General features: G+C 62.5%; 18 protein-coding genes. 5 read left to right on the top strand and 13 right to left on the bottom strand.

Annotated elements, in window-relative coordinates; all coding sequences use genetic code 11:
• Nucleotides 1–509 precede the first annotated feature (509 nt).
• Together nirB and nirD are read left to right on the top strand one after the other, a co-directional pair.
• Nucleotides 510–3,053, top strand: coding sequence for a nitrite reductase large subunit NirB (gene nirB, locus FIV39_RS31425; protein WP_090403607.1), 2,544 nt, complete (start codon nt 510–512; stop codon nt 3,051–3,053).
• Complete coding sequence (gene nirD, locus FIV39_RS31420; RefSeq protein ID WP_090403609.1) at nt 3,053–3,415, top strand: nitrite reductase small subunit NirD; 363 nt, start codon at nt 3,053–3,055, stop codon at nt 3,413–3,415. The genes nirB and nirD overlap by 1 nt, the downstream gene beginning before the upstream one ends.
• 117 nt (nt 3,416–3,532) lie before the next feature.
• On the opposite strand, the gene FIV39_RS31415 is transcribed toward nirD, so the two are convergent.
• The 6 genes from FIV39_RS31415 to FIV39_RS31390 form a co-directional block, all read right to left on the bottom strand.
• Nucleotides 3,533–4,864 (bottom strand): ABC transporter substrate-binding protein, encoded by a 1,332-nt coding sequence (locus FIV39_RS31415; protein WP_090403611.1) that lies wholly within the window; start codon nt 4,862–4,864, stop codon nt 3,533–3,535.
• A gap of 28 nt (nt 4,865–4,892) precedes the next feature.
• Nucleotides 4,893–5,960, bottom strand: a complete 1,068-nt coding sequence (locus FIV39_RS31410) for a branched-chain amino acid ABC transporter permease (RefSeq protein WP_090403613.1) — start codon at nt 5,958–5,960, stop codon at nt 4,893–4,895.
• 22 nt (nt 5,961–5,982) lie between these two features.
• The gene (locus FIV39_RS31405) at nt 5,983–6,864 is read right to left on the bottom strand and encodes a branched-chain amino acid ABC transporter permease (RefSeq protein WP_090403615.1); all 882 of its coding nucleotides are present in this window, start codon (nt 6,862–6,864) and stop codon (nt 5,983–5,985) included.
• Between the two features lie 2 nt (nt 6,865–6,866).
• Nucleotides 6,867–7,643 (bottom strand): ABC transporter ATP-binding protein, encoded by a 777-nt coding sequence (locus FIV39_RS31400; protein WP_090403617.1) that lies wholly within the window; start codon nt 7,641–7,643, stop codon nt 6,867–6,869.
• 10 nt (nt 7,644–7,653) lie between these two features.
• Nucleotides 7,654–8,703, bottom strand: coding sequence for an AMP-binding protein (locus tag FIV39_RS31395; protein WP_090403620.1), 1,050 nt, complete (start codon nt 8,701–8,703; stop codon nt 7,654–7,656).
• A 112-nt stretch (nt 8,704–8,815) separates the two neighbouring features.
• A complete protein-coding gene (locus tag FIV39_RS31390) occupies nt 8,816–9,502 on the bottom strand; it encodes an aspartate/glutamate racemase family protein (protein ID WP_090403622.1) in 687 nt (228 codons plus the stop codon).
• A gap of 74 nt (nt 9,503–9,576) precedes the next feature.
• Here FIV39_RS31390 and FIV39_RS31385 point away from each other — a divergent pair, with 74 nt between their 5' ends.
• Nucleotides 9,577–10,008 carry an HIT family protein gene (locus tag FIV39_RS31385; RefSeq protein WP_090403624.1) on the top strand — a complete coding sequence of 144 codons (432 nt, stop codon included), beginning with the start codon at nt 9,577–9,579 and terminating at the stop codon, nt 10,006–10,008.
• A 102-nt stretch (nt 10,009–10,110) separates the two neighbouring features.
• On the opposite strand, the gene FIV39_RS31375 is transcribed toward FIV39_RS31385, so the two are convergent.
• Entirely contained in the window at nt 10,111–10,674 is a 564-nt protein-coding gene (locus tag FIV39_RS31375; RefSeq protein WP_090403626.1) for a cysteine hydrolase family protein, read from the bottom strand.
• A 128-nt stretch (nt 10,675–10,802) separates the two neighbouring features.
• Between FIV39_RS31375 and FIV39_RS31370 the strand changes: the two genes are divergently transcribed.
• Nucleotides 10,803–12,209: an XAC2610-related protein gene (locus tag FIV39_RS31370; protein WP_090403628.1), complete on the top strand. Its 1,407-nt coding sequence runs from the start codon at nt 10,803–10,805 to the stop codon at nt 12,207–12,209.
• Nucleotides 12,210–12,394: 185 nt separating this feature from the next.
• Here FIV39_RS31370 and FIV39_RS31365 read toward each other — a convergent pair whose 3' ends face one another.
• The 4 genes from FIV39_RS31365 to FIV39_RS31350 form a co-directional block, all read right to left on the bottom strand.
• Nucleotides 12,395–13,732: an MFS transporter gene (locus FIV39_RS31365; protein WP_090403630.1), complete on the bottom strand. Its 1,338-nt coding sequence runs from the start codon at nt 13,730–13,732 to the stop codon at nt 12,395–12,397.
• A 150-nt stretch (nt 13,733–13,882) separates the two neighbouring features.
• A complete protein-coding gene (locus FIV39_RS31360; protein ID WP_090403632.1) occupies nt 13,883–14,818 on the bottom strand; it encodes an EamA family transporter in 936 nt (311 codons plus the stop codon).
• Nucleotides 14,819–15,000: 182 nt separating this feature from the next.
• Nucleotides 15,001–16,566 carry a methyl-accepting chemotaxis protein gene (locus FIV39_RS31355; RefSeq protein WP_090403633.1) on the bottom strand — a complete coding sequence of 522 codons (1,566 nt, stop codon included), beginning with the start codon at nt 16,564–16,566 and terminating at the stop codon, nt 15,001–15,003.
• A gap of 106 nt (nt 16,567–16,672) precedes the next feature.
• Nucleotides 16,673–17,827, bottom strand: a complete 1,155-nt coding sequence (locus FIV39_RS31350; protein WP_090403635.1) for a GGDEF domain-containing protein — start codon at nt 17,825–17,827, stop codon at nt 16,673–16,675.
• Between the two features lie 267 nt (nt 17,828–18,094).
• On the opposite strand from FIV39_RS31350, the gene FIV39_RS31345 reads away from it, so the two are divergent.
• Entirely contained in the window at nt 18,095–20,293 is a 2,199-nt protein-coding gene (locus FIV39_RS31345) for an OsmC domain/YcaO domain-containing protein (protein WP_090403637.1), read from the top strand.
• Nucleotides 20,294–20,417: 124 nt separating this feature from the next.
• On the opposite strand, the gene FIV39_RS31340 is transcribed toward FIV39_RS31345, so the two are convergent.
• A complete protein-coding gene (locus FIV39_RS31340; RefSeq protein ID WP_090403639.1) occupies nt 20,418–21,584 on the bottom strand; it encodes a cystathionine gamma-synthase in 1,167 nt (388 codons plus the stop codon).
• Nucleotides 21,581–22,957: a pyridoxal-phosphate dependent enzyme gene (locus FIV39_RS31335; protein ID WP_090409939.1), complete on the bottom strand. Its 1,377-nt coding sequence runs from the start codon at nt 22,955–22,957 to the stop codon at nt 21,581–21,583. Before FIV39_RS31335 ends, FIV39_RS31340 begins: the two co-directional genes overlap by 4 nt.
• Nucleotides 22,958–23,172: the final 215 nt, after the last annotated feature.

The raw sequence follows: 23,172 nt of genomic DNA, 5'->3' as shown, positions 1-23,172 counted from the left end.
AGCAAGTCACGCGCCAATTTCTTAAGCACAGGTTAATTGTGGCGAGCGGGCTTGCCCCGCGTTGGGCTGCGCAGCAGCCCCAAACCCAGGCACCTCAGTCCTTACAGGAAGCAAGCAGTGGCAGTAATGGGGCGGCTTCGCCACCCAACGCGGGGCAAGCCCGCTCGCCACAACAGTCCCGCTCACCATAGAAGCATTTGTGAGCCTTTGAACGTGCGCTTTTTTGAAGCAAGGCGCACCAGTTGGAGGCGAAATTGGCTGCGCTTTGTGCAGTTGATTGCCTGTCGCCGCCGTGAGTACTCGCTTGCGGCCAATTGGCACGCCACCTGCAAGCTCCCCTTCAACCCACTTCGGTCAACGACGATCGACAACAGGGGCATACAGCGGTAGATCCGGCGCAGTCGCCGATCCAATCCCGCATAAGAACAGGCAAAGACGCCTGGAACCGTAAGGTTTCAGGCGTTTTTTTTTGCTTTTTAAATCGTGATGAACGTTGTCGGGTGCTTGATATGAACAAACAGATGAAAACCCTGATCGTCGTCGGCAATGGCATGGTCGGCCACCATTGCGTGGAGCAACTGATCGAACGCGGCGCGTTGGATCACTACCGGCTGCACGTGTTCAGCGAAGAGCCGATGCGTGCCTATGACCGCGTGCATCTGTCCGAGTATTTCACCGGCCGCGATGCCGAGTCGTTGGCATTGTCCGACGCCTCGCTGTACCAGGTGCCGGGCGTTACCTTGCACCTGGGGGTGCCGGTGCTGGAGATCGACCGCGAGCGCCGTGAGGTGATCACCGCCCAGGGCTGCGTGGCGTATGACAAGCTGGTGCTGGCCACCGGGTCCTATCCGTTCGTGCCGCCGATCGAGGGCGCCGAAGGCGACTCGCGGCTGGTGTATCGCACGCTCGAAGACCTTGACGCCATTCGCGCCGCGGCCGCCAATGCGCGCCGTGGTGTGGTGGTAGGCGGTGGCCTGCTCGGCCTGGAAGCCGCCAACGCCCTCAAAAGCCTGGGCCTGGAAGCCCATGTGGTGGAATTCGCGCCGCGCCTGATGCCAGTGCAACTGGATGATTTCGGCGGCCTTGCGCTCAAGGCCCAGATCGAGCGGCTGGGCGTCGGTGTGCATCTGTCCCGCGCCACCCAATCGATCAGTGCAGGCGAGCAGTACCGCTACCGCATGAACTTTGCCAATGACGAGTTCCTGGAGACCGACCTGATCGTGTTCTCCGCCGGGATCCGCGCCCAGGATGCCCTGGCTCGCCAGGCCGGCCTGGAGATTGGCCCGCGCGGCGGCGTGGTGATCAACGACGAGTGCTTGAGCTGCGATCCCAATATCTACGCGATTGGCGAATGCGCCTCCTGGAACGGCAGCCTGTTCGGCCTGGTTGCGCCGGGTTACCAAATGGCCCGTGGTGTCGCCGCGCTGTTGTGCGAGCACACCGCTGAGCCCTTTGTCGGCGCCGACATGTCCACCAAGCTCAAGCTGCTGGGCGTGGACGTGGGCTCCATCGGCGACGCGCACGCCCACACACCGGGTGCGCGCAGCTACCAGTTCATCGACGAGGCGAGCGCCAGCTATCGACGCCTGGTGGTGGATGCGAGCGGCAAACACGTGATCGGCGCGGTGCTGGTCGGCGACAACAGCTACTACGACACCTTGCTGCAGTACATGCAGAACAGCATCGCGCTGCCGGCCGAACCGGCCAGCCTGATCCTGCCATCGTCCAGCGGCGCACCGACCCTCGGCCCAGGCGCATTGCCGGAGTCGGCCACGGTGTGCTCGTGCCACAACGTCAACAAGGGCGCGATCTGCTCGGCCATCGACGCCGGTTGCAGCGACCTCGGCCTGCTCAAGTCGCAGACCAAGGCCTGCACCGGTTGCGGCGGGTGCGCCGGGTTGCTCAAGCAGGTGTTCGAGCATGAGCTGATCGCTCGCGGCGTCAGCGTCGACAAAAGCCTGTGCGAACACTTCGCCTATACCCGCCAGGAGTTGTATGCCCTGGTGCGCGTGGAAGGGGTGCTCACGTTTGAAGAACTGCTGGCCAAGCACGGCCGTGGCCACACCGGCTGCGATGTGTGCAAACCGGCGGTGGGGTCGATCCTGGCCTCGTGCTGGAACCAGCCGATCATGGACGCGTCCCTGGTGCCGTTGCAGGACACCAACGATACCTTCATGGCCAACATGCAGAAGAACGGCACCTACTCGGTGGTGCCGCGTATTCCGGGCGGCGAGATCACGGCCGACAAGTTGATCGTGATTGGCGAAGTGGCGAAGAAATACGATCTCTATACCAAGATCACCGGCGGCCAGCGCATCGACCTGTTTGGTGCGCAGTTGCACGAGCTGCCGGACATCTGGGCCGAGCTGATCGCGGCCGGGTTTGAAACCGGGCACGCCTATGGCAAGTCCACGCGCACGGTGAAGTCCTGCGTGGGCAGCACCTGGTGCCGCTACGGTGTGCAGGACAGCGTGAAAATGGCGCTGTTGATCGAGGACCGCTACAAGGGCCTGCGCTCGCCGCACAAACTCAAGTTCGCGGTGTCCGGCTGCACACGCGAATGCGCCGAGGCGCAGAGCAAGGACGTGGGCGTGATCGCCACCGAGAAGGGCTGGAACCTCTACATCGCCGGCAACGGCGGCATGCGTCCACGCCATGCCGAACTGTTCGCCACCGACCTGGATGACGCCACGCTGATCCAGTACATCGACCGCTTCCTGATGTTCTACATCCGCACCGCCGACAAGTTGCAACGCACCTCGGTCTGGCGCGAAAGCCTGGAAGGCGGCCTGGATTTCCTCAAGGACGTGATCCTGCACGACAGCCTGGGCCTGGGCGCCGAGCTCGAAGCGCAGATGCAACTGGTGGTCGACCGCTACGAATGCGAGTGGGCCAACGCTCTCAAGGACCCCGAAAAGCTCAAGCGCTTCCGCACCTTCGTCAACGACAAACGCCCCGACCCGGACATCCACTTTGTCCAGGAACGCGGCCAGCGTCGGCCGATCATGGCCGCCGAACTCAACCTGATTGCCGTCACCGAGGAGCTTGCCTGATGAGCCAGTCCAACACGCAGCGCAACCTTGCCACCTGGAAAAGTGTGTGCAACGAGACCGACCTGGTGAGTAATTCCGGCGTAGTGGTGTGGCTGGACGGTGCCCAAGTCGCACTGTTCTACCTGCCCGACGCCCAGGACCAGACGCTGTACGCCATCGACAACCACGACCCGGAATCCGGCGCGAATGTGATCGGTCGCGGGCTGGTCGGCAGTATCAAGGGCGACCTGGTGGTGGCCGCGCCGATCTACAAGCAGCATTACCGTTTGCACGACGGCCAATGCCTGGAGGCACCGCACCAGCGTTTGCGGGTATGGCCGGTGCGGTTGAACGGCGGCGTGGTGGAATTGGCCGTGGGCTGACACACCTCGGTCTAAATGTGGGAGGGGGCTTGCTCCCGATGACGGTGGATCAGCTAATGAATCAGTTGACTGACACTCCGCTATCGGGAGCAAGCCCCCTCCCACAGTTGAGTCGTTTTACTGCTCTTTGCTGCAATCTCGTGGCGTGATGCCTTTCTCCTTGGCGTACTGCGCCGCAGAGGCTTCGATGATCGGCCGCAACAAGGCGCGGTCGGCTTGTACCCAGTCGCTGATCAGGTTCCAGCGCTGGCCGTCCCATTGCTGGAAGCGTACGGCGCCGCCGCCTTCGTGGTCGGCGCAGGACAGTTTCAGCGGTTGCACCAGGCCCTTGGCGCCCAGGGCTTGCAGGCGTGCATCGTCGAGGTTCAGGTGTTCGAAGCCCCAGCGTACTTGCTCGCCCGTGAGCGGTTGGTGGCCGTATTTTTCCTGGGCCAGGCGCAGCGCTTCGACGTTGAGAATGCCGTTGACCACGCCCAGGTTGTAATACACGGTGCCGAAACGCTTGGGGTCGGCCAGGTTGCCCTTGCCGGCGTCTACCACGCTTTGCTTGATGCCTTGCAGTACCGGGAAGTCGGTGCCCGAGGGGTGCGTGGTGATCGAGATAAAGCCTTTGGCGGCGGCTCCGGCCGGTACCACGTCTTCTTCGGAGTTGCTCCAGATATTGCCGATGATGTGATCGGCCGGGTAGCCGACTTTCTGCGCGGATTTAAGCGCCACCGGGTTCATCACGCCCCAGCCGCGCAGGATCACCCAGTCGGGCTTGAGGCGACGGATGTTCAGCCACTGCGATTGCTGCTCGTTGCCGGGGTGCGGCACTTCCAGCAGGGTCAGTTCGAAGCCGGCGTTTTTCGCCAGGGTTTCGAGCACGCCATTGGTTTCCTTGCCGTATGGCGAGCCGTGGTAGAGCACGGCGATTTTCTTGCCTTTGAGCTTGTCGGCGCCGCCTTCGCGTTGGCCGATGTAGTTGATGATCGCCGAGACTTCCGAATACGGGTTGAGCTGCAGCGGGAACACGTAGGGGAACACGCTGCCGTCGGTGGAGTCGGTGCGGCCATGGTTGATGGTGATCAGCGGCAACTTGTCGGCGGTCGAGCGTTCCAGCGTGGCATAGGCGATGCCGACTGACAGCGGGTTGGTGGCGGCGGCCGGTGCACCGTTGAGCCCACCCTTGAGGCGCTCGTAGCATTCGACGCCTTTTTCCACCACGTACTCGGTTTCGCATTCGCTCCAGGTCAGCTTGACGCCGTTCACCCCGCCCTTGGAATTGATGTATTGCAGGTAGTCGATGAAGCCACCGAAGAAACCGGTGCCACCGGCGGCGTACGGGCCGACCCGGTAGCTTTGCAAGGGGAAGTATTGTTCGTTGGCAGCCTGGGCGCCGGCCGTGAGCCCGGCGGTGATCAGGGCCAGGCCCAAGGCCAGGCGGCGCAGCGATAAGCGGTGTGTCATGGAGGTCATTCCTGGGGGGTTATTGAGTTCAGTAACGCAGCGGCCAAACCCTGGCCCGTTGACGAAAGCGCTGCCACAGACGGGCCAGCCCCTCCGGCTCCTTGATCAGAAAAGCGATGATCAGCGCGCCAAACAGCATCTTCTGGATGTTTTCCAACTGGCCCGCATCCATCAGCCCGGCGGGCAAAAGGCCGAAGAGGTTGCCCAGCAGAATGGGGAACAGCACGATGAACGCGGCGCCGAGGACGTTGCCGAGCACGCTGCCCAGGCCGCCGATAATGATGATGAACAGCACCTGGAACGAGCGGCTCAGGTCAAAGCCGTGGGGCTCGACCGTGCCCAGGTAGGCGAACGCCCACAGTGAGCCGGCCACGCCGAGGTAGAAGCCGCTGATCGCAAATGCCAGCAGCTTGGCCTTCAACAGGCGAATACCGATGACGGCAGCGGCGGTGTCCATGTCGCGCACGGCCATCCAGTGACGGCCCAGTTCGCTGCGCACCAGGTTTTTGCCCAACCAGAACAGCGCCACCACCACGGTCAACGTCAGCACATAGCGGCCGCGCGGTGAGCTGAAATCCAACCCGGCAATCAGCAGCGGCGGCGAGGTGATGACGCCCGAGGCGTTGTCGTTGGTAAACCAACTGAAGCGGGTGAGCACCCACTCGACCACGAACTGCGCGGCCAGGGTCGCCACCAGCAGGTAAAAGCCCTTGATGCGCAGGCTCGGCAAGCCAAAGAACACCGCGACCCCGGCGGCAATCACGCCGCCCAGGGCAAAGCTCAGCAGCAGCGGCAAACCGGGCACGCGCAGTTGCAGGTTGTAGGCGGCAAACGCGCCCACCGCCATGAACGCCGCCGAGCCGAGTGAAAGTTGCCCGGCGTAGCCCGTCAGCAGGTTGAGCCCAAGCCCGGCCAGTGACAGCACCAGCAGCGGCACCAGGATCGCGCTGAACCAGTAGTCATTGCCCAGCCAAGGCACCGCAAAAAATGCCACGCCCAGCAGCAGCCACAGCGCGACCCGGTCCTGGCGCAGGCGAAAGGTGCGGCGCTCGGCCGCGTAGGAGGTACTGATTTGACCGACTTCTTGATACAGCATGCAGGCATTTCCCCAAGGACAATCAAACCCGTTCGATGGCGCGCTCGCCGAACAACCCGGCAGGCCGCACCAGCAGGAACAGCAAGGCCAGGACGTACGGCACCCAGTTTTCAATGCCGCTGCCGATGATCGGGCCGAGGTAGATCTCGGCGACTTTCTCCGCCGCACCGATGATCAGGCCGCCGACAATCGCCCCGCCGATGGACGAGAACCCGCCGATGATCAGCACCGGCAGCGCCTTGAGCACCACCAGCGAGAGCGAGAACTGCACACCCAGGCGCGCGCCCCAGAGCAACCCGGCCACCAGGCCGACGAACCCTGCCACGGCCCACACCAACGCCCATATCCGTGGCAGGCGAATACCGATGGCCATGGACGCCAGCGGGTCATCGGCCACCGCGCGCAACGACAGGCCCACCCGCGTCTTGTTGAACAGCAGCGACAGCACGATCACCAGCGCGGCGGCGGTGCCGGCGGCAAACAGGTCGAATTGCGAAAGCAGCATGCCGCGGATTTCCAGCGGTTCGTCGGCGATGCCGAGGTCCAGCCCGTGCACCTGCGCACCCCACAGGAACTGCGCAAAGCCTTCGATCATGTAGGACAGCCCGAGGGTCGCCATAAAGAGGATGATCGGTGGGCGATTGACCAAGGGCCGCAGCACCACTTTTTCGATCAGCAGCGCCAGCACCACCATGCTCGCCAGGGTGATCAGGAACGCCCAGGCAAACGGGAAGCCGCGCTCCAACAGGCTGACAAACGTCAGCGCGGCGAACAGCACCATGGCGCCCTGGGCAAAATTGAACACGCCGGAGGCCTTGTAGATCAGCACAAAACCAATCGCCACCAGGGCATACATCACGCCCGCCAGCAGACCGCCGATCAGCACTTCGAAGAAAAATTCCATGCTCAGGTCCCCAGGTAGGCGGCGATGACATCGGGGTTGGCGCGCACCTGTTGCGGGGTGCCGTCGCCAATCTTGCGACCGTAGTCGAGGACCACCACGTGGTCGCATAAGCCCATGACCACGCCGATGTCGTGTTCGATCAACACCACGGTGGTACCGAACTCGCGGTTGATGTCGCGGATGAACTGGCTCATCTGCGCTTTCTCCTCGGCGTTCATGCCGGCCATGGGTTCATCCAGCAACAGCAGGGTAGGTTCGGCGGCCAGGGCGCGGGCCAGTTCCACACGTTTTTGCAGGCCGTAGGGCAGGGTGCCGACCAGCACGTGGCGCCAGGGATGGATCTGCAGGAAGGCAATCACCTTTTCCGCGTGCAGGCGGTGGGCGTCGTCCTCGCGTGGCGCGCGGCCCAGGCGCAGCATCTGTTCGAGCCAACTGCTGCGGCGTTTGAGGTTGCGCCCGGTGAGCACGTTGTCGAGCACGCTCATGCCCTTGAACAGCGCGATATTCTGGAAGGTCCGCGCTATTCCGCCCTCGGCCGCCTGGTGTGCGCGCATGCGCCGCCGGGTCTGGCCGGCGTAGCGGATGCTGCCGCTCTGGGGGTGGTAGACGCCGTTGATCACGTTGAGCAGCGAACTTTTGCCCGCGCCGTTGGGGCCGATCAGGCCGCAGATGTCACCGGCCTTGACCTCGAAACTGATCGAGGTGATGGCCTTGATGCCCTTGAACGACAGGGAGATGTCATCGAGCCGCAGTAATACCGCTTCAGTGGGTGTGTGCATGGAAGGCTCGTCAGGCAGATTGAGGCAGCAAGTGGTCGCTGGGTGCGTGGCGGGTGGACGGCTCTTGCCAGTGGCCGGGACGAATACCCAGGGCAGCGAAGAAGGCGGCACTTTCCGGATGCAGCGGCGGCCCGACCAGCAAGGGCACGCGCAGGCGGCTCATGCCCAGCACATCCAGCAACGGGCGACGCACCAGCCAATGGCCCAGCCAGCGGCGCACCGGGGATAGGGTCGGCTGCATGGCCCAGGCGTATAAACGATGGCTGAAGCTGCCCGGCAGTGGCAGGCGTTCACGCACCCATTGCTCCAGGCGCGCATAGGATTCGCGGGTGCCCAGCACCAGGGTCGGGCCCAGCTCGCGGCGGTCGTTGTCGCGGGTGGCGAGGGCCTCGGGGAAGTTCAGCCGAAAGCCCGCGTGCAGCCAGGGCGCAAGCAGGTAGCGCGCCTGCCCGCTGGCGGCAAACACCCGTGCGGCGAGGGCTTCGTCGTCGGCGCCGAGGTGTTCGCGGTCGACCAGCGTCCGGGCGCCCGCAAGCAGTTGCGCATGGCTCAAGTGCTGAGGCGTGTCGGCATGAAAGACGAAGGCGGTGTCGCCGGGCCGTGGGGCGGGTGCCGGCGTGTCGGCGCCTAACTCGGCATAGTTGATCAAGCCGGTGTCTGGGGACTGGCTCAGGCCACGCCCGTCGAGGAACACCACCACCCCGCGCTCACCGAGTTGTTGCAGCGCTTGCAGGTCTTGCACGAGCACGAAGCGCGGTCGCAGCTCGGCCAGCAGCGCGCGGTTGTCGTGGTCCGGGTCGAGCAGCGTGACGCTGGCGCCCAACCATTGCGCGGCCAGCGCCAGCAGCAACGCTTCGGGACGCGCCTGGCTGAGGATCAACAGGTTATCGTCAGGCCCGAAACTGCGCTGATGCAAGGCAGCGGCAAGTTGGCTGACCTCGTGTGCCACCTCGCTCCAGCTGCGCTCATGCCAGATGCCCAGGCGCTTGTAGCGCAAGGCAATCGCCGACCCTCGGGTGTGGGCTTGGCGCAACAGCGCCTGGGGCAGTGTCTGGGGCATGGGGGTATCCTTCGTCAGTATGCGAAGGCGATTGCACGCGCCATGCCAGAGGAATAACTGCTTTTATTTCAAATAGATACGTAGCTTGTGCGGAGAAGAGGCGTGTGTGGATTCAGCACAAGCTGTCCAAGCAGTGTTGTTGGGCCAACAGCGCCGTCAGCGGGTCTTGAAGTGAGCGCAACGCTGCTTCCAGGCCGGCGAGGGCACTGGTGAGGGGCAGTGGGCCGGATGTGACATGGGCGGCAGCACCGCTCATGGAGGCCTGAGCCAACGCGACTATTGATGCGCCCTCCCGGTAGGCCTGATCGGCGGCGATGGCAACGGCCGCCAGGTAGTCCTCGATATCGCCCGCCTTGAACAGGCCCCATGCCCCTGGAACCAGCCGCACTTCGACGACCGCGTTCGATTGCAGCGCCGCCTTGTGAAACAGCCGCGAGGTGGGTTCGAGGGTGGTTTCCACCGCGCACAACACCGCGACTTTTCCGCCAGCCTGCACCGCCGAAGCAGCCAGCGCTTCGTCTGTTCTCAGGATCGGGACACTGCTGGAGATACCTTCAACGACCGGGCCCAGGGTCGAGCAGGTGAGCACCACGGCGTCGGCCTGTTCAGCCAGTGCAAGTAGGGCTGATGCGGTGGATACGCAGATGTCTGCGCTCAGATGCCCGGCGTTTTCTGCCGCAGCCAACAGGTCGGCGCGCACTTCATGGCGCAGCACACCAGGGCCGATACCCAGTGCTTTCGCGGCCGTATCAAATACGCTGATGTTGCTGGCTGCGGTATGAAGGCAGGCGATGCGCATGGGCTGTTTCCAGTGCTGAAAATGTCGACGATGGTTAAGATGCAGCCCTCACTCACCTAACGCAAGGACAGGGTATGCCGCTGATCATGGAACGCGTAGAACAGGCCCGCAACGGCACCAACGACAAGGTCATCTGTCGCATGCCCTCAGGCTGGGCAGTGATGGGCGATGTGCAATTCCTGCCTGGCTACTGCTTGCTATTGCCCGACCCGGTGGTCGCCAGCCTGAACGACCTGGATGCCGACGCCCGTGCGACCTATTTGCTCGACATGGCGCGCATCGGCGACGCGGTGCTGCAAGCCACCGGTGCATTGCGGATGAACTACGAGATCCTGGGTAATTCGGAGCCGGAGTTGCATTGCCATATCTTTCCGCGCTACGCCTCGGAGCCGGATGACAAACGCAAAATGCCGGCGTGGTTTTATGACTGGAATAACGCGCTGCCGTACGCGGAAGACGTGCATGGGGAGCTGCGCAAGAACATTGCGCAATTACTGGAAAACTAATGATGGCGGACCATCATTGGTGGTCCGCCCAGGCGCTGCGCGCCACCGAGGAAACGGTGTGGCCCGAAGCGCTGGTTGAAATGTTGGCGCAGGCCGGCGTGTTCAGCGCAGAGCGCTGAGAATCCCGGCCGTCTCGACCACCCTGGCGTAGTCCATTGCCAGGTTGCTCAGCGACAGCGCGTGCACGTCCTCGGCCGGCCACAGGCGCCCGGACAAATCGGTTTGATCGAAGGTGTAGCAGGCGTCCGCGGCGACGAGTACGTCAAAGCCCAGGTTGCCGCCTGTGCGCGTCGTTGCTTCGACGGAGTTGTTGGTGATTACCCCGGCGATCACCAGTTGCTTGATCGAACGCGCATGCAGCCAGCGTTCCAGCCCGGTGGCGGTGAAGGCACAGGGTACGTTCTTTTCCACCACGTGTTCGTGGCCCAGCGGTTGCAGCGCAGGCTGAAATTCGCAGCCCGGCTGGCCCGGCCAGAATACCGAGCCGGAGGTACGGGAGATGTGCCTGACGTGCACCACCGGCCGCCCCGACTGCCGCCAGGCGCCGAGCAACTGCTGCAACTGCTGCTCGGCCTGCGGATTATTGCGGCGCCCGAGCTTCGGATCATTCATGCCCTGCTGCATGTCGATGATCACCAGTGCAGCATTGGTGGCTAACGGTTCCATGGCACATCCTCTGGCTCGTGAGGCACAAAACATAGCAGCCATTGAGTGCGCCTAAACAGCGATTTGTTCGAAGCCTTCTCCATTTGCCTTTACACTGCCGCCCTCGAATTTCAGCAAGGATGCGTTGGATGCGTACGCGACTCAGCGGTGTACTCCTCTCCCTGACCCTGGCCGCTCCCGTCATGGCCGAGCCCCGTTCGTTCTCGGTCAATGACCCCAGCGGTCAATACCTGGTCGAAGTGTTGTTCCCCGAGGTGCCGCAGGACTTGCAGTACCTGGCGCCAGCGCTCATCACCCTGCGTGACAAAGGCTCCCTCGAAATCCTTCAGCAACTGCAGACCCCGGACGCCCAGGTGCCGCTGGACGCCCAAGGCAAAACCCTGGACTGGCGCCTGATGGGGGAGAACGGGGTGGTGTACTTCGCCGATATTAACCAGGATGGCCGCCAGGACCTGGCGATCCGCAATGGCAACGGCGCGGATAAAGACTTCCAATCGAGTTACGACGTCTACCTGCAAGACCCGAAGAAGCCCCACTGGGTGCTCAATGGTCCCTTGACCGCGCTGGCCAACGAGACCTTCGGCGGGATGTTTTCGGTCGATCCCAAGGACGGCATTATCCATTCGCAGACCGACCGGGGTTGCTGCTGGACCCGCGCCAGCCGCTATCAGATGCGCGACGGCAAACTGGTAAAACTCAGCTCGTACACCCAGGCAGAAGTGCCCGCGACCGACGATGATGCCAACAACAGCATGCCCAGCGGCTACATGCTGCGCACCACCGGCGAGTGGAAGGACGGCCAATGGCTGGAAACGCCAAGGCTGGAAGGGCCGGTAAACGAAGACCCCGAGTTCCTGGCCGGCACCCTCAACGGCAAGATCCCCGTGCAACTCTGGTACCAGCAACAGGGCGCGGTGCTGATCGGTGAGTTGCGCTACATCAAAAGCGGCAGCGGCAAGCCGATCAAGCTGGTGGGCGACCAGGGTGAATACGGCGACCAGTCGTTTATCTACCTGCACGAATATGCCGATGACGGCCGTCAAACCGGCATCTGGCGCATCACGCGGGAAACCGTCGAACCTTATGCCTACGCGGGCACCTGGGTCAGTGGCGCCAAGGGCGACCAGCCTGAACTGCAGATTCAACTGCACAGGCAGGACCGCGAGCCTGAGTACGACAAACTCGGCGACGTGGCCCGCGACCAGCGCGATGGCCATTACCAGATGCGCGACGACTTCCTCGACCGCGACGGTGACCTGGACCTGAAAATCCTTCCCGAACGCGACGCTCAGGGCAGGGAAGTGGCGGAACTCACCGTGACGCTCAAAGACACGGGCACCGACAAGATCATCATCACTACGCACCAAAGCGTGCCGATGGAAACCGAAAACCTGATCATCGTGCGCGCACCCCAGGCGCCGCCTCGGGCCGGGCCGTATCACATCCAACTGGTGAAGGGCTTTGCCGTGATCGAGCACAACTCGGCGCCGGACAGCCAGGACTATCTGACCGGGTTTTATCGTAAGCAGCCCTGAGGCTCGGGAGCAATGCTGCCTGAGTGTCGATCCTGGCCTCACCCGCCGTAGCAGCTGCCGAGCGCAAGCGAGGCTGCGTCAGGCGCGCTGCCGATTCAAGCTCGAGTCGCGACCGACGCCGCCTCGCTTGCGCTCGGCAGCTGCTACGGGTTTGGACGGTGTTGGGTAAGACGGCATCAGGGGGCTTAACGCGAGAGCAGCGGCGCCGCGCCCTGATCCTCAGCGCCCACGTCGTGCAGGGAAATCCTCGACGTCTCCGGCAACGCCAACCCGCCCGCCAACGCCAGCAACGCCACGGCAATCAGGTAGAACGCCGGTGACAGGTTGCTGCCGGTGGTGCTGATCAACCACGTCGCCATCAGCGGCGCGGTGCCGCCGAAGATCGTATATGCCATGTTGTAGGTGATCGCCGAGGCGGTATAGCGCGTGCGGGTCGGAAAGGTTTCCGACAGCAATGCCGCCGTGACCACCCCACACAACACCGCGCCCACCGCGAGCAACATCACCCCGACAATAGATGCCGCGAACGAACCGGAACTGGCCATCAGGAACGACGGATATACCACCACCATCAACAATACACACGCCGTCATCACCGTGACCCGACGCCCCACGCGATCCGAATACAGCCCCGCCAGCGGGCAAATCGCTGCGGCGAAGATCAATGCAATCAGCGACACCAGCAACGCCATCGCCCGGCTCAGCCCACCGGCCACTTGCAGGTACGTCGCGAAGTAGGTGGTGAACATATAAAACGACAGCGCCGTCAGTGACACAAAAGCGCCCAGGCAGCAGATCGCCGCACCATGGTTGCGCAAGGTTTCCTTGAGCGGGGAGTGGGCGACGGCGTGCTCCTGCTTCACGGCCTGGAACGCAGGGGTCTCATCCAGCTTCCAGCGCAGGTAAAGGCCCACCAGGCCCAGCGGCGCGGCGATCAGGAACGGCAGGCGCCAGCCCCAGCTGCCCATCGCCTCGGCGGATAACGACGCTTCAAGGGCGTAGGCCACCACGGCGGCCGCAGCGAAGGCGGAGAACGTCGACACCGGCACGAAGCTGCCGTACCAGGCGCGTTTGTCGCGGGGCGCGTGCTCCATCAGATAGGCACAGGCACCGGCGTATTCGCCGCCGGCGGAGAAGCCCTGGGCGCAGCGGATCAGCGACAACAGAATCGGCGCCGCGACGCCGATGGCGGCGTAGGTGGGCAGCAGGCCGATCAAGGTGGTGGCGCCGGCCATCAGCAAGATGGTCATGGCCAGGGTGCGTTTGCGCCCGATGCGGTCGCCGAGCATGCCGAAGAAAATCCCGCCCAAGGGCCGGAAGGCGAAGGCGACGGCGAACACCGCGAAGGTTTTGAGCAACGCAGCGCTGGCGTCGCCACTGGGGAAGAATTGTTGGGCGATGGTGGTGGCGAGGAAACCGTAGACGGCGAAGTCAAACCACTCGACGAAGTTACCGATGCCGGCGGCGATGATGACCTTGCGCAGGGTTTGGGGGCTTACCTGTTCGGTGGAGGGGCTGGTCATGGGGAAGGCCTCGGAAGGGGTCGGGGATGCTGGATTATCCGGGGAAGGAGGGTGGGCGACCGGGCTCAAAAGAGTCGTCCGCATAGTCAGTAGCGACTGGCAGGGAGTGGAAGAGGCAGGAATTGGGCCAGGTCAGGCGGGGATCTATCGTTACCGGGCAGACTTGCGATACGTCAGCAGCACAATCCCGGTCACTACGATGACGCCACCGAGCATCTGCCCGGCGCTGAGCATTTGATCGAGCACGATCCAGCCCATCAGCAACGTCGCCAGCGGTTCAATGTTCATGACCGATGCATTGCGCGGCATGTCCAGGCGCGGGACCGAAATAAACAGCACGATAAAACCGGTGCCATACAGCACCACCAACGTCGCCAGCGCCAGCCAGCCGCTACTGGTGGCCGGCAGGTTCAGGCCGCCCGGAAGGGCGCCGCTGAGGCCAGCAAGGTTGACGCTGCTGAACACGATGAAGATCGTCAGCAGGCTGCGCACTGAACCGCGGACCTGGGACAACTTGTGGTCGGTGATCCATAGCGCGCAGGCGAAGACGAAGGCGGCGCAAAAGGCCAGGCTGACACCGAGCAGCCATTGCGGACCGATATCGGCACTGCTTGAGAGGCGCCCGGGTACGTCCAGCACAAACACCAGGCCCACCAGGATCAAGCCCATCAGCAAGGCGGTGCGCGCCGTCGGGCGCGGGCCGCCTAATGCCCAGGTGAGCAGGGCGAGCAAGATCGGGAACACGTTGCCTACCAGTAACGCCAGCGCCACCGGCACGCGGGCGACGGCGGAGTAGAGACACAGGCTCTGGGTGGCGATAAGCAGGCCCAGCAGCACTTGCCAGCGCCATGCACCTGCCGGCAGGCGCAGGTTTTGGCGTTGCCACAGCACCAGCACGGCCAGTACCAGCAAGGTGCCGCCCGAGCGCATCAAAATGGCCAACAGCACACCGGCGCCATCATCGAAAGCCACGCGAGCGGCGATGTGGTTACCGGCGAAGGCACAGCCCATGCAGAGCAGAATCAACACGGCAATGGGGCGGGAGAACAGGGCGGGGGTGCTTTGCAGGGCGGCAGGGGCAGACATGAAGGGACTCGGGCAGTTGACACCATCGTCGGGGATGGCGATTTGTTTTTAGGTTGTCGTACAACTTGCAGGTGGGATTTGTAGCGTGTTTGTGTCGAAGGGGCAAGGAGGTATTTCGTTTGAGTGGTTATCGTGTGGCGAGCCCGCTCGCCACAGTACGCGGGCTCGGGACACCCTAGCCTTTAGCGATTGAAGCGCTCAACCAACGCGTATTGGGTGGACGCGGTATTCGTCAGTTCCTTGCTCAGGTCCGTGGATTGATGGGCTTGTATCGAGGTCTGGTCGGCCAGTTCGGCGATGGTGGTGATGTTGCGGCTGATCTCCTCGGCGACCGCGCTTTGTTCTTCGGTGGCGGCGGCGATCTGGGTGGTCATGTCGGTGATATGCGACACCGCTTCGCTGATCCCCACCAGGGCCTGGTCCGCTTCCAGCACCCACGCGACGCCTTCCTGGGCCTGGCGCTGGCCGTTTTCCATGCTTTGCACGGCGTTGTTGGATGACGTCTGCAACTGGGTGATCAAGGCATGGATCTGGGTGGTGGATTGCGAGGTGCGCTGGGCCAGTTGGCGTACTTCGTCGGCGACAACCGCAAAGCCTCGGCCTTGCTCGCCCGCGCGGGCTGCCTCGATGGCCGCATTGAGTGCGAGCAGGTTGGTTTGGTCGGCGATGCCTTTGATCACGTCCACCACGCTGCCGATTTCGTCGCTGTCCCGGGCCAGTTGCGCCACGGTAGTACCGGTCTCGCTGACCATGGCGGACAACCGCTCGATGGCTTCACGGGTATCGCGCGCCACTTCGCGGCCGCGCCCGGTCAGTACATAGGCCTGTTGGGTGGCGTCGGCGGTGCGCTGCACATGGCTGGCGACGTCCTGGGTGGTCGCGGCCATCTGGTTGACGGCCGCCGAGACCTGTTCGGTTTCCACGCGCTGACGGTTCAGGCCTTTGGCGCTGGCGGCGGCCAACTGATCGGATTGCGCGGCCAGGGTACTCAGTTGTTCGGCGCTGTCCTGCAGGCGGGTGAGGCAGGTTTTAAGGCGCGCGGTCTGGCTGAGAAACGCGGTTTCCAAACGCGACTGTGGGCCGCGTGCGTCACTGTACATCTGCGCGATCAAGGCATCTGACGTCGAAGGCTCAACCCCTTCCAACAGACGCAAGGTGCTGCTCTGGCGCCAGTGTGAGCACAGCAGGCCCACCGGCACTGCGACTGCCACGGCCACTGCGACGGCCACCGGCGCACTGAGGAACAGTCCGGCAACACTGCCGGCCACACCGGTGGCGATGTACGGCACGCAGCTCAATGCCGCCGGCAGCCACGCATCCTGGCGCGGCACGCCCGGCTTGCCTTGGCTGATACGCCGGTAGAGGGCCTGGGCGCGGCGGATTTCATCGGCCGTGGGCTTGACCCGCACCGACTCAAAACCAACCACCCGGCTGCCGTCGAAGATCGGCGTGACGTAGGCATTGACCCAATAATGGTCGCCATTTTTCGAGCGGTTCTTGACGATGCCCATCCATGGCAGGCCTTGCTTGAGCGCACGCCACATGTGCGCAAAAACGGCGGTTGGAACGTCGGGGTGACGCACGATGTTTTGGGGGGCGCCTATCAGGTCGGCCCGTTCAAAGCCGCTGATATCGACGAAGGCGTCGTTGCAGTAAGTGATCACACCCTGAGCATCGGTGGCGGAGATGAGTTTTTGCGACGGCGCGAGTGAAATCTCGCGCTGTGTTACAGGCTGGTTGTTACGCATTCCGACTACTCCCTGAATTGCCTTAGGTCATCGGCATTACACGGAATAAGTTGATGGTTGATTGTCTGATCGATGCTGGCGTGTGACGAACGGTGTTCAGGCGCACCTAGGTGGCAAATTGTGTTTGTGCGATACGAAAACAGTTTTTGCCCGCGCGCTTGGCTTCGTATAACGCACCATCCGCATGGGCAATCAATGTTTGCGCGCAGGTGGGTGACGCACCGTTTGCTCCTTCAAAGAGGGCAATGCCGATGCTGGCTTGCAAGGCGTAGGGGCGCGCGCAGCGGTCAGAGGCCTGTTGCAATGTTTCTATAATCCGTTGCGCTGCCAGGGTGGCAGAGGTCACGCCGGAATTATTCATCAGCAGGATAAACTCGTCTCCGCCCAATCGGCCGGCGGAATCCTGATTGAGCCTGACAACGGATTTAAGGGTTGCGCCAAACTCGGCTAACGCCTTGTCACCTTCGGCATGTCCGTGGTTATCGTTGATGCTCTTGAAACCATCCAAGTCTATATAGAGCAGCGCAAAGTGTTTATCGGCATGCCGGTTGCGGGTCAGGGTGTTTTCAATCAGTTCGAGTATCCCCACACGGTTGTACAGACCCGTGAGGGGGTCATGGGTCGCGCGGATTTCGTTTTTGGCTTCGGCCAGTAAAGCGCGCACCACGTTATCGTTCAACTTGTTGAGCAGTAGCCACATGCCTGTTAAATACAGCGGCGCCTGGAGCAGGAATATCTTTAGCAGCGGTTCCGGCTGAAACAAGGTGGCGAGCTTCATGGGCACATCAGTCAGCAATATTTGAGTAAATGCATAGCGCGGTACACCCTGGTTGCGCATGGCGATTGCAGCATTCACGCTGACCATTGAGGTGCACCCGAGCACTTGAAGAATCGTATCACCGCTGATCAGGCAACCGGCGGTGCCCACGCCCAACTCCGCCGCCCAGACCAGGCCCAGTAATAACGATAAATCAATGGCACAGGGATGTTTTTGGCTGCCGTGTTTAGTGATCCAATACAGCAGCGCTAAACGCGAGACCCAGATCATTGAATCAATGATAAGCCAGGCAAGGAAGAATTGGCTGGGCTGCAGCGTGACCGCGACCGTGCACATCACCAGGCTGTTAAACCAGCCGACCCACAGTACCCCCCTGGAAGAAAAAGGCCCGGATATAAGTTCGCGGCGTATGCGCGTGTCATACGGCGCGTCTGCGTTTGTCAGCCATCTCATCGTCTTCGTTACAGGGAGTTGGTATTCCATATCGAACCTCACCTGAAGCGCTGAAATTGGTTAGTGGCACATAGCCATGCTGTCACCATTTCAGTGGCTTATCAAATGCTATTGAGATAACACTTGAGGGGCGTTAATTCATGAACTATTCACTTGCTATTCAGCGTATTCAATGGGGATTCGCCGAGGTAAAACGGCCTCCCATCACCTGGCATGATTGAAAAGCCTGAAACTTCCCGATGAAAAACCTCATAATGGCGGCCATTTTTGTTTAGCCCGTTATTCTGGTGTGCCCCCATGGAAATCAAGGTCAACTTTCTCGACAACCTCCGGCTTGAAGCCAAGTTCGATGACTTCACGGTGATTGCCGACCAGCCTATTCGCTATAAAGGCGATGGTTCGGCACCGGGGCCGTTCGATTACTTCCTGGCTTCGTCGGCGTTGTGTGCGGCGTACTTCGTCAAGTTGTACTGCGATACGCGCAACATCCCCACGGACAATATTCGCCTGTCGCAGAACAATATTGTCGATCCGGAAAACCGCTATAACCAGATCTTCAAGATTCAGGTGGAGTTGCCGGCCGATATTTCCGATAAAGACCGCCAGGGCATTCTGCGTTCCATCGACCGTTGCACCGTGAAGAAAGTGGTGCAGGCCGGGCCGGAGTTCGTGATCGAAGAAGTGGACAACCTCGACGCCGATGCCCAGGCCTTGTTGATGCCGAGCGCCGGCAGCGAGGCGGGCACTTATATCGCGGGCAAGGACCTGCCGCTGGAGCAGACCATCGCCAACATGTCCGGGATCCTCGCCGGGCTGGGCATGAAGATCGAGATCGCCTCGTGGCGCAATATCGTGCCGAACGTGTGGTCGCTGCATATCCGCGATGCGCATTCACCGATGTGCTTTACCAATGGCAAGGGCGCGACCAAGGAGGGCGCCCTGGCGTCGGCGTTGGGCGAGTTCATCGAGCGGCTCAACTGCAACTTCTTCTACAACGACCAGTTCTGGGGGGAGGAACTGGCCAGCGCGCCGTTCGTGCATTACCCGGACGAGCGCTGGTTCCAGCCGGGCCCGAATGACGAGCTGCCCGGTGAAATCCTCGACGCCTACTGCCTGAAGGTCTACAACCGCGACGGCGAGCTGCGCGGTTCGCACCTGTTCGACACCAACTCCGGCAACGAAGCGCGCGGCATCGTTGCGCTGCCGTTCGTGCGCCAGTCGGATGGCGAGGTGGTGTACTTCCCGTCCAACCTGATCGAAAACCTTTACCTCAGCAACGGCATGAGTGCCGGCAATACCTTGGCCGAGGCCCAGGTGCAGTGCCTGTCGGAGATTTTCGAACGGGCGGTGAAGCGCGAAATCATCGAGGGCGAATTTGCCCTGCCGGACGTCCCGGCTGACGTGCTCGCGAAGTACCCGAGCATCCTGGCGGGTATTGCAGGCTTGGAAGCCCAGGGTTTCCCGGTGCTGGTCAAGGACGCGTCCCTGGGCGGCGAATTCCCTGTGATGTGCGTGACCTTGATGAACCCGCGCACTGGCGGCGTGTTCGCCTCGTTCGGTGCGCACCCAAGCCTGGAAGTGGCGCTGGAGCGCAGCCTCACCGAACTGCTGCAAGGCCGCAGCTTCGAAGGCTTGAATGACCTGCCGCAGCCGACGTTCGAAGCCCAGGCGGTGACCGAGCCGAACAACTTCGTCGAGCACTTTATCGACTCCAGCGGTGTGGTGTCGTGGCGCTTCTTCAGCGCCCAATCGGACTACGAGTTTGTCGAATGGGACTTCTCCGGCCAGGGTGAAGACTCCAACGCCCAAGAGGCTGCGACCTTGTTCGGCATCCTCGAAGGCATGGGCAAAGAGTCCTATATGGCGGTGTACGAACACCTCGGCGCAACCGCCTGCCGCATCCTGGTGCCGGACTACTCGGAAATCTACCCGGTGGACGACCTGATCTGGGACAACACCAACAAGGCGCTGTTCTTCCGCGAGGACATCCTTAACCTGCACCGCCTGGACGAAGCTGAGCTGCAGGCATTGGTCGAGCGCCTGATCGAAAGCGAGCTGGACGACTACACCGACATCACCACCCTGATCGGCATCGAGTTCGACGACAACACCGCCTGGGGCCAACTGACCATCCTCGAATTGAAGCTGCTGATCTTCCTCGCCTTGCAGCAGTACGAAGAGGCCAAGGAGTGCGTGGAGATGTTCTTGCAGTACAACGACAACACCGCCGAGCGTGGCCTGTTCTACCAGGCGATGAACGCGGTGCTGGAGATGGAACTGGACGACGACCTGGAACTGGCGGACTACGAAGCCAACTTCCGCCGCATGTTCGGCAATGAGCGGATGGACGCGGTGATCGGCTCGGTCAACGGCAGTGTGCGCTTCCATGGGCTGACACCGACCAGCATGAAGCTGGAAGGGTTGGACCGGCATTTGCGCTTGATCGAGAGCTACAAGAAGCTGCATTCGGCGCGTGCCAACGTAATCCAGGGGTAACGCATACTCAATGTGGGAGGGGGCTTGCTCCCGATGGCGGTGGTTCAGACAAATATTCAGTGCCTGACACGCCGCTATCGGGAGCAAGCCCCCTCCCACATTTGCTCTTTGTTTTCTGGGGGATTTATATACGGGCCAAGGCCTGCGCCAGGTCCGCTCGTAGGTCTTCCACATCCTCGACCCCCACCGACAACCGCACCAACCCATCACCAATCCCCAGCTGCGCGCGGGTCGCTGCCGGGATGCTGGCGTGGGTCATGATCGCCGGGTGTTCGATCAGGCTTTCCACGCCGCCCAGGCTTTCTGCCAGGGCGAAGAGTTTTACGGTTTCCAGGAAGCGCGTGGCGCCCGCCAGGTCGCTGTTCAAGTCGACTGAAATCATCCCGCCAAACCCGCGCATCTGCCGGCGTGCCAGTTCGTGCTGCGGGTGGGACGCCAGGCCTGGGTAGTAGACCCGTGATACTTGCGGTTGCTGTTCCAGCCAGGTGGCCAGGTCGAGGGCGTTGCTGCAATGACGCTCCATGCGCAGCGCCAGGGTTTTCACGCCGCGCAGGGTGAGGAAGGCGTCAAACGGGCCGGCGATGGCGCCGACCGAGTTTTGCAAAAAGCCCACACGCTCGGCCAACTCGGGGTTGTCGCCGACGATGGCGATGCCGCCGATCACATCGGAGTGGCCATTGAGGTACTTGGTGGTGGAGTGCACCACGATGTCGAAACCCAACTCCAGCGGGCGCTGGATCCATGGGCTGGCGAAGGTATTGTCGGCCACGCAGAGAATGCCGCGGCTGCGGCAGATACGTGCGATGGCGCTGAGGTCGGTAAGGCTCAGCAGCGGGTTGCTTGGGGTTTCGACCCAGACCATGCGCGTGTCGTCCTGCAAGGATGCTTCGAACGCCGCCACATCACTCAGGTCGACAAAGCTGAAACGGTGTCCGGCGCTGCGCTGGCGTACCTTGTCGAACAGGCGGAAGGTGCCGCCGTACAGGTCGTTGCCGGACACGATATGGGCGCCGGCATCCAGTAATTCCAGGACCGTCGAGATCGCCGCCAGCCCGGAAGCGAAGGCAAACGCCTGGCTGCCGCCCTCCAGGTCGGCCACGCAGCGCTCGAGGGCAAACCGCGTGGGGTTGTGGGAGCGGCCGTAGTCGAAGCCCTTGTGTACGCCGGGGCTGTCTTGCAGGTAGGTGGAGTTGGCGTAGATCGGCGGCATCAGCGCGCCCGTGGTCGGGTCGGGTGACTGCCCGGCGTGGATCACACGGGTAGCAAACGCGCTTTTATCGGGTTGGCTCATGCAAGGGATCTCCGTAGGTGGTTGAGCAGGTCGACGCGGGTGATCAGGCCGTGAAAGCCTGCCGCGTCGGCAATGATGGCGACCAGGCCACGGTCGAGTTCCGCCTGCAATTCGGCCAGGCTGGCGCCGGGGGGCAGAGTGTGCACTTTGTCGCTCATGGCGCTGGCGACAATCATCGAAAATTCCGCCGCGTCATGGTGCAGGCCCAGCAGGATATCGGACTCATCGATCACCCCCACCAGCTCGCGGCCGCCCACCAGCACCGGCAGTTGCGACACGTCCGCCAGGCGCATGCGCTGGAAGGCGGTGAGCAGGGTGTCGTCGGGGCTCACGCTGATCACGCGGCCGTCCTCGAAACGCCGCGCGATCAAGTCGCGCAGGTCGCCGTAGTGCTTGTAGTGCAGCAAGCCCGCATCGGTCATCCATTGGTCGTTGTAGACCTTCGACAAATAGCGGGTGCCGGTGTCGCAGACGAAGGTGACCACGCGCTTGGGCACGCTCTGTTCGCGGCAATAACGCAGCGCGGCAGCGAGCAGAGTGCCGGTGGATGAACCGCCGAGAATGCCCTCGGCCTTGAGCAGTTGGCGGGCGTGGTCGAAGCTGTCTTCATCGCTGATGGAGTAGGCGTGGCGCACGCTGGACAGGTCGGCAATCGAGGGGATGAAGTCTTCGCCGATGCCTTCCACCGCCCACGATCCGGGTGTTTCCAGCTTGCCGCTGCGGCTGTACTCGGCCATCACCGAACCCACCGGGTCGGCGAGGACCATTTCCAGCTCGGGTTGCACCCGTTTGAAGAAACGCGTCAGGCCCGTGAGGGTGCCGGCCGAGCCGACGCCCACCACAATTGCGTCCACATCGTGCTGGGTCTGCGCCCAGATCTCCGGCGCGGTGCTGGTTTCGTGGGCCAGGGGGTTGGCCGGGTTGTTGAATTGGTCGGCGAAGAACGAACCGTCAATAGCCTTGGCCAGCCGCGCGGCCATGTCCTGGTAATACTCGGGGTGGCCCTTGCCGACATCGGAACGGGTGATATGCACCTCGGCGCCCATGGCCTTGAGGTGCAGGACTTTTTCCGTGGACATCTTGTCGGGCACCACCAGCACCACCCGATAACCTTTCGCCCGGCCCACCAGCGCCAGGCCCAGGCCGGTGTTGCCGGCGGTGGCTTCAATGATGGTGCCGCCGGGGCGCAGGCGGCCGTCGCGTTCGGCGGCGTCGATCATGGCCAGGCCGATGCGGTCCTTGATGGAACCGCCGGGGTTCTGGGATTCAAGTTTGAGGAACAGCGTGCAGGGGCCGGTATCGAAACGGCTGACCCGCACCAGCGGCGTGTTGCCGATCAGTTCGAGTACAGCAGGGCGGGATAGCGTGGGCATGTCGTCACCTATGGGCTTAGGGTGGGGGGACAGCAAATGGCACAGCATGGTCTGGAACAGTAGGTCGGTATCGGGGCGGTCGCAACCGAGGGGGCCACTGAATGTCTTTTTTTGGCGCATGGACGATGCCCGGGTGCGCCATCTACGCGCACGTTTTGCGGCGATACCCGCGTAATCATTGGCGGAGTGACCTGGCGTGGGCTTTGCTTTAGAGA

It is taken from the genome of Pseudomonas grimontii, assembly GCF_007858185.1.
Classification (GTDB): domain Bacteria; phylum Pseudomonadota; class Gammaproteobacteria; order Pseudomonadales; family Pseudomonadaceae; genus Aquipseudomonas; species Aquipseudomonas grimontii.
The sequence above is the reverse complement of the archived record's forward strand: the minus strand, read 5'-3'. Positions and strand labels throughout refer to the sequence as shown.

Bases quoted from the DNA above. Each gene is read 5' to 3' on its own strand.
- nirB (WP_090403607.1), top strand. From the start codon at position 510: ATGAACAAACAGATGAAAACCCTGATCGTCGTCGGCAATGGCATGGTC.
- nirD (WP_090403609.1), top strand. From the start codon at position 3,053: ATGAGCCAGTCCAACACGCAGCGCAACCTTGCCACCTGGAAAAGTGTG.
- FIV39_RS31415 (WP_090403611.1), bottom strand. From the start codon at position 4,864: ATGACACACCGCTTATCGCTGCGCCGCCTGGCCTTGGGCCTGGCCCTG.
- FIV39_RS31410 (WP_090403613.1), bottom strand. From the start codon at position 5,960: ATGCTGTATCAAGAAGTCGGTCAAATCAGTACCTCCTACGCGGCCGAG.
- FIV39_RS31405 (WP_090403615.1), bottom strand. From the start codon at position 6,864: ATGGAATTTTTCTTCGAAGTGCTGATCGGCGGTCTGCTGGCGGGCGTG.
- FIV39_RS31400 (WP_090403617.1), bottom strand. From the start codon at position 7,643: ATGCACACACCCACTGAAGCGGTATTACTGCGGCTCGATGACATCTCC.
- FIV39_RS31395 (WP_090403620.1), bottom strand. From the start codon at position 8,703: ATGCCCCAGACACTGCCCCAGGCGCTGTTGCGCCAAGCCCACACCCGA.
- FIV39_RS31390 (WP_090403622.1), bottom strand. From the start codon at position 9,502: ATGCGCATCGCCTGCCTTCATACCGCAGCCAGCAACATCAGCGTATTT.
- FIV39_RS31385 (WP_090403624.1), top strand. From the start codon at position 9,577: ATGCCGCTGATCATGGAACGCGTAGAACAGGCCCGCAACGGCACCAAC.
- FIV39_RS31375 (WP_090403626.1), bottom strand. From the start codon at position 10,674: ATGGAACCGTTAGCCACCAATGCTGCACTGGTGATCATCGACATGCAG.
- FIV39_RS31370 (WP_090403628.1), top strand. From the start codon at position 10,803: ATGCGTACGCGACTCAGCGGTGTACTCCTCTCCCTGACCCTGGCCGCT.
- FIV39_RS31365 (WP_090403630.1), bottom strand. From the start codon at position 13,732: ATGACCAGCCCCTCCACCGAACAGGTAAGCCCCCAAACCCTGCGCAAG.
- FIV39_RS31360 (WP_090403632.1), bottom strand. From the start codon at position 14,818: ATGTCTGCCCCTGCCGCCCTGCAAAGCACCCCCGCCCTGTTCTCCCGC.
- FIV39_RS31355 (WP_090403633.1), bottom strand. From the start codon at position 16,566: ATGCGTAACAACCAGCCTGTAACACAGCGCGAGATTTCACTCGCGCCG.
- FIV39_RS31350 (WP_090403635.1), bottom strand. From the start codon at position 17,827: ATGGAATACCAACTCCCTGTAACGAAGACGATGAGATGGCTGACAAAC.
- FIV39_RS31345 (WP_090403637.1), top strand. From the start codon at position 18,095: ATGGAAATCAAGGTCAACTTTCTCGACAACCTCCGGCTTGAAGCCAAG.
- FIV39_RS31340 (WP_090403639.1), bottom strand. From the start codon at position 21,584: ATGAGCCAACCCGATAAAAGCGCGTTTGCTACCCGTGTGATCCACGCC.
- FIV39_RS31335 (WP_090409939.1), bottom strand. From the start codon at position 22,957: ATGCCCACGCTATCCCGCCCTGCTGTACTCGAACTGATCGGCAACACG.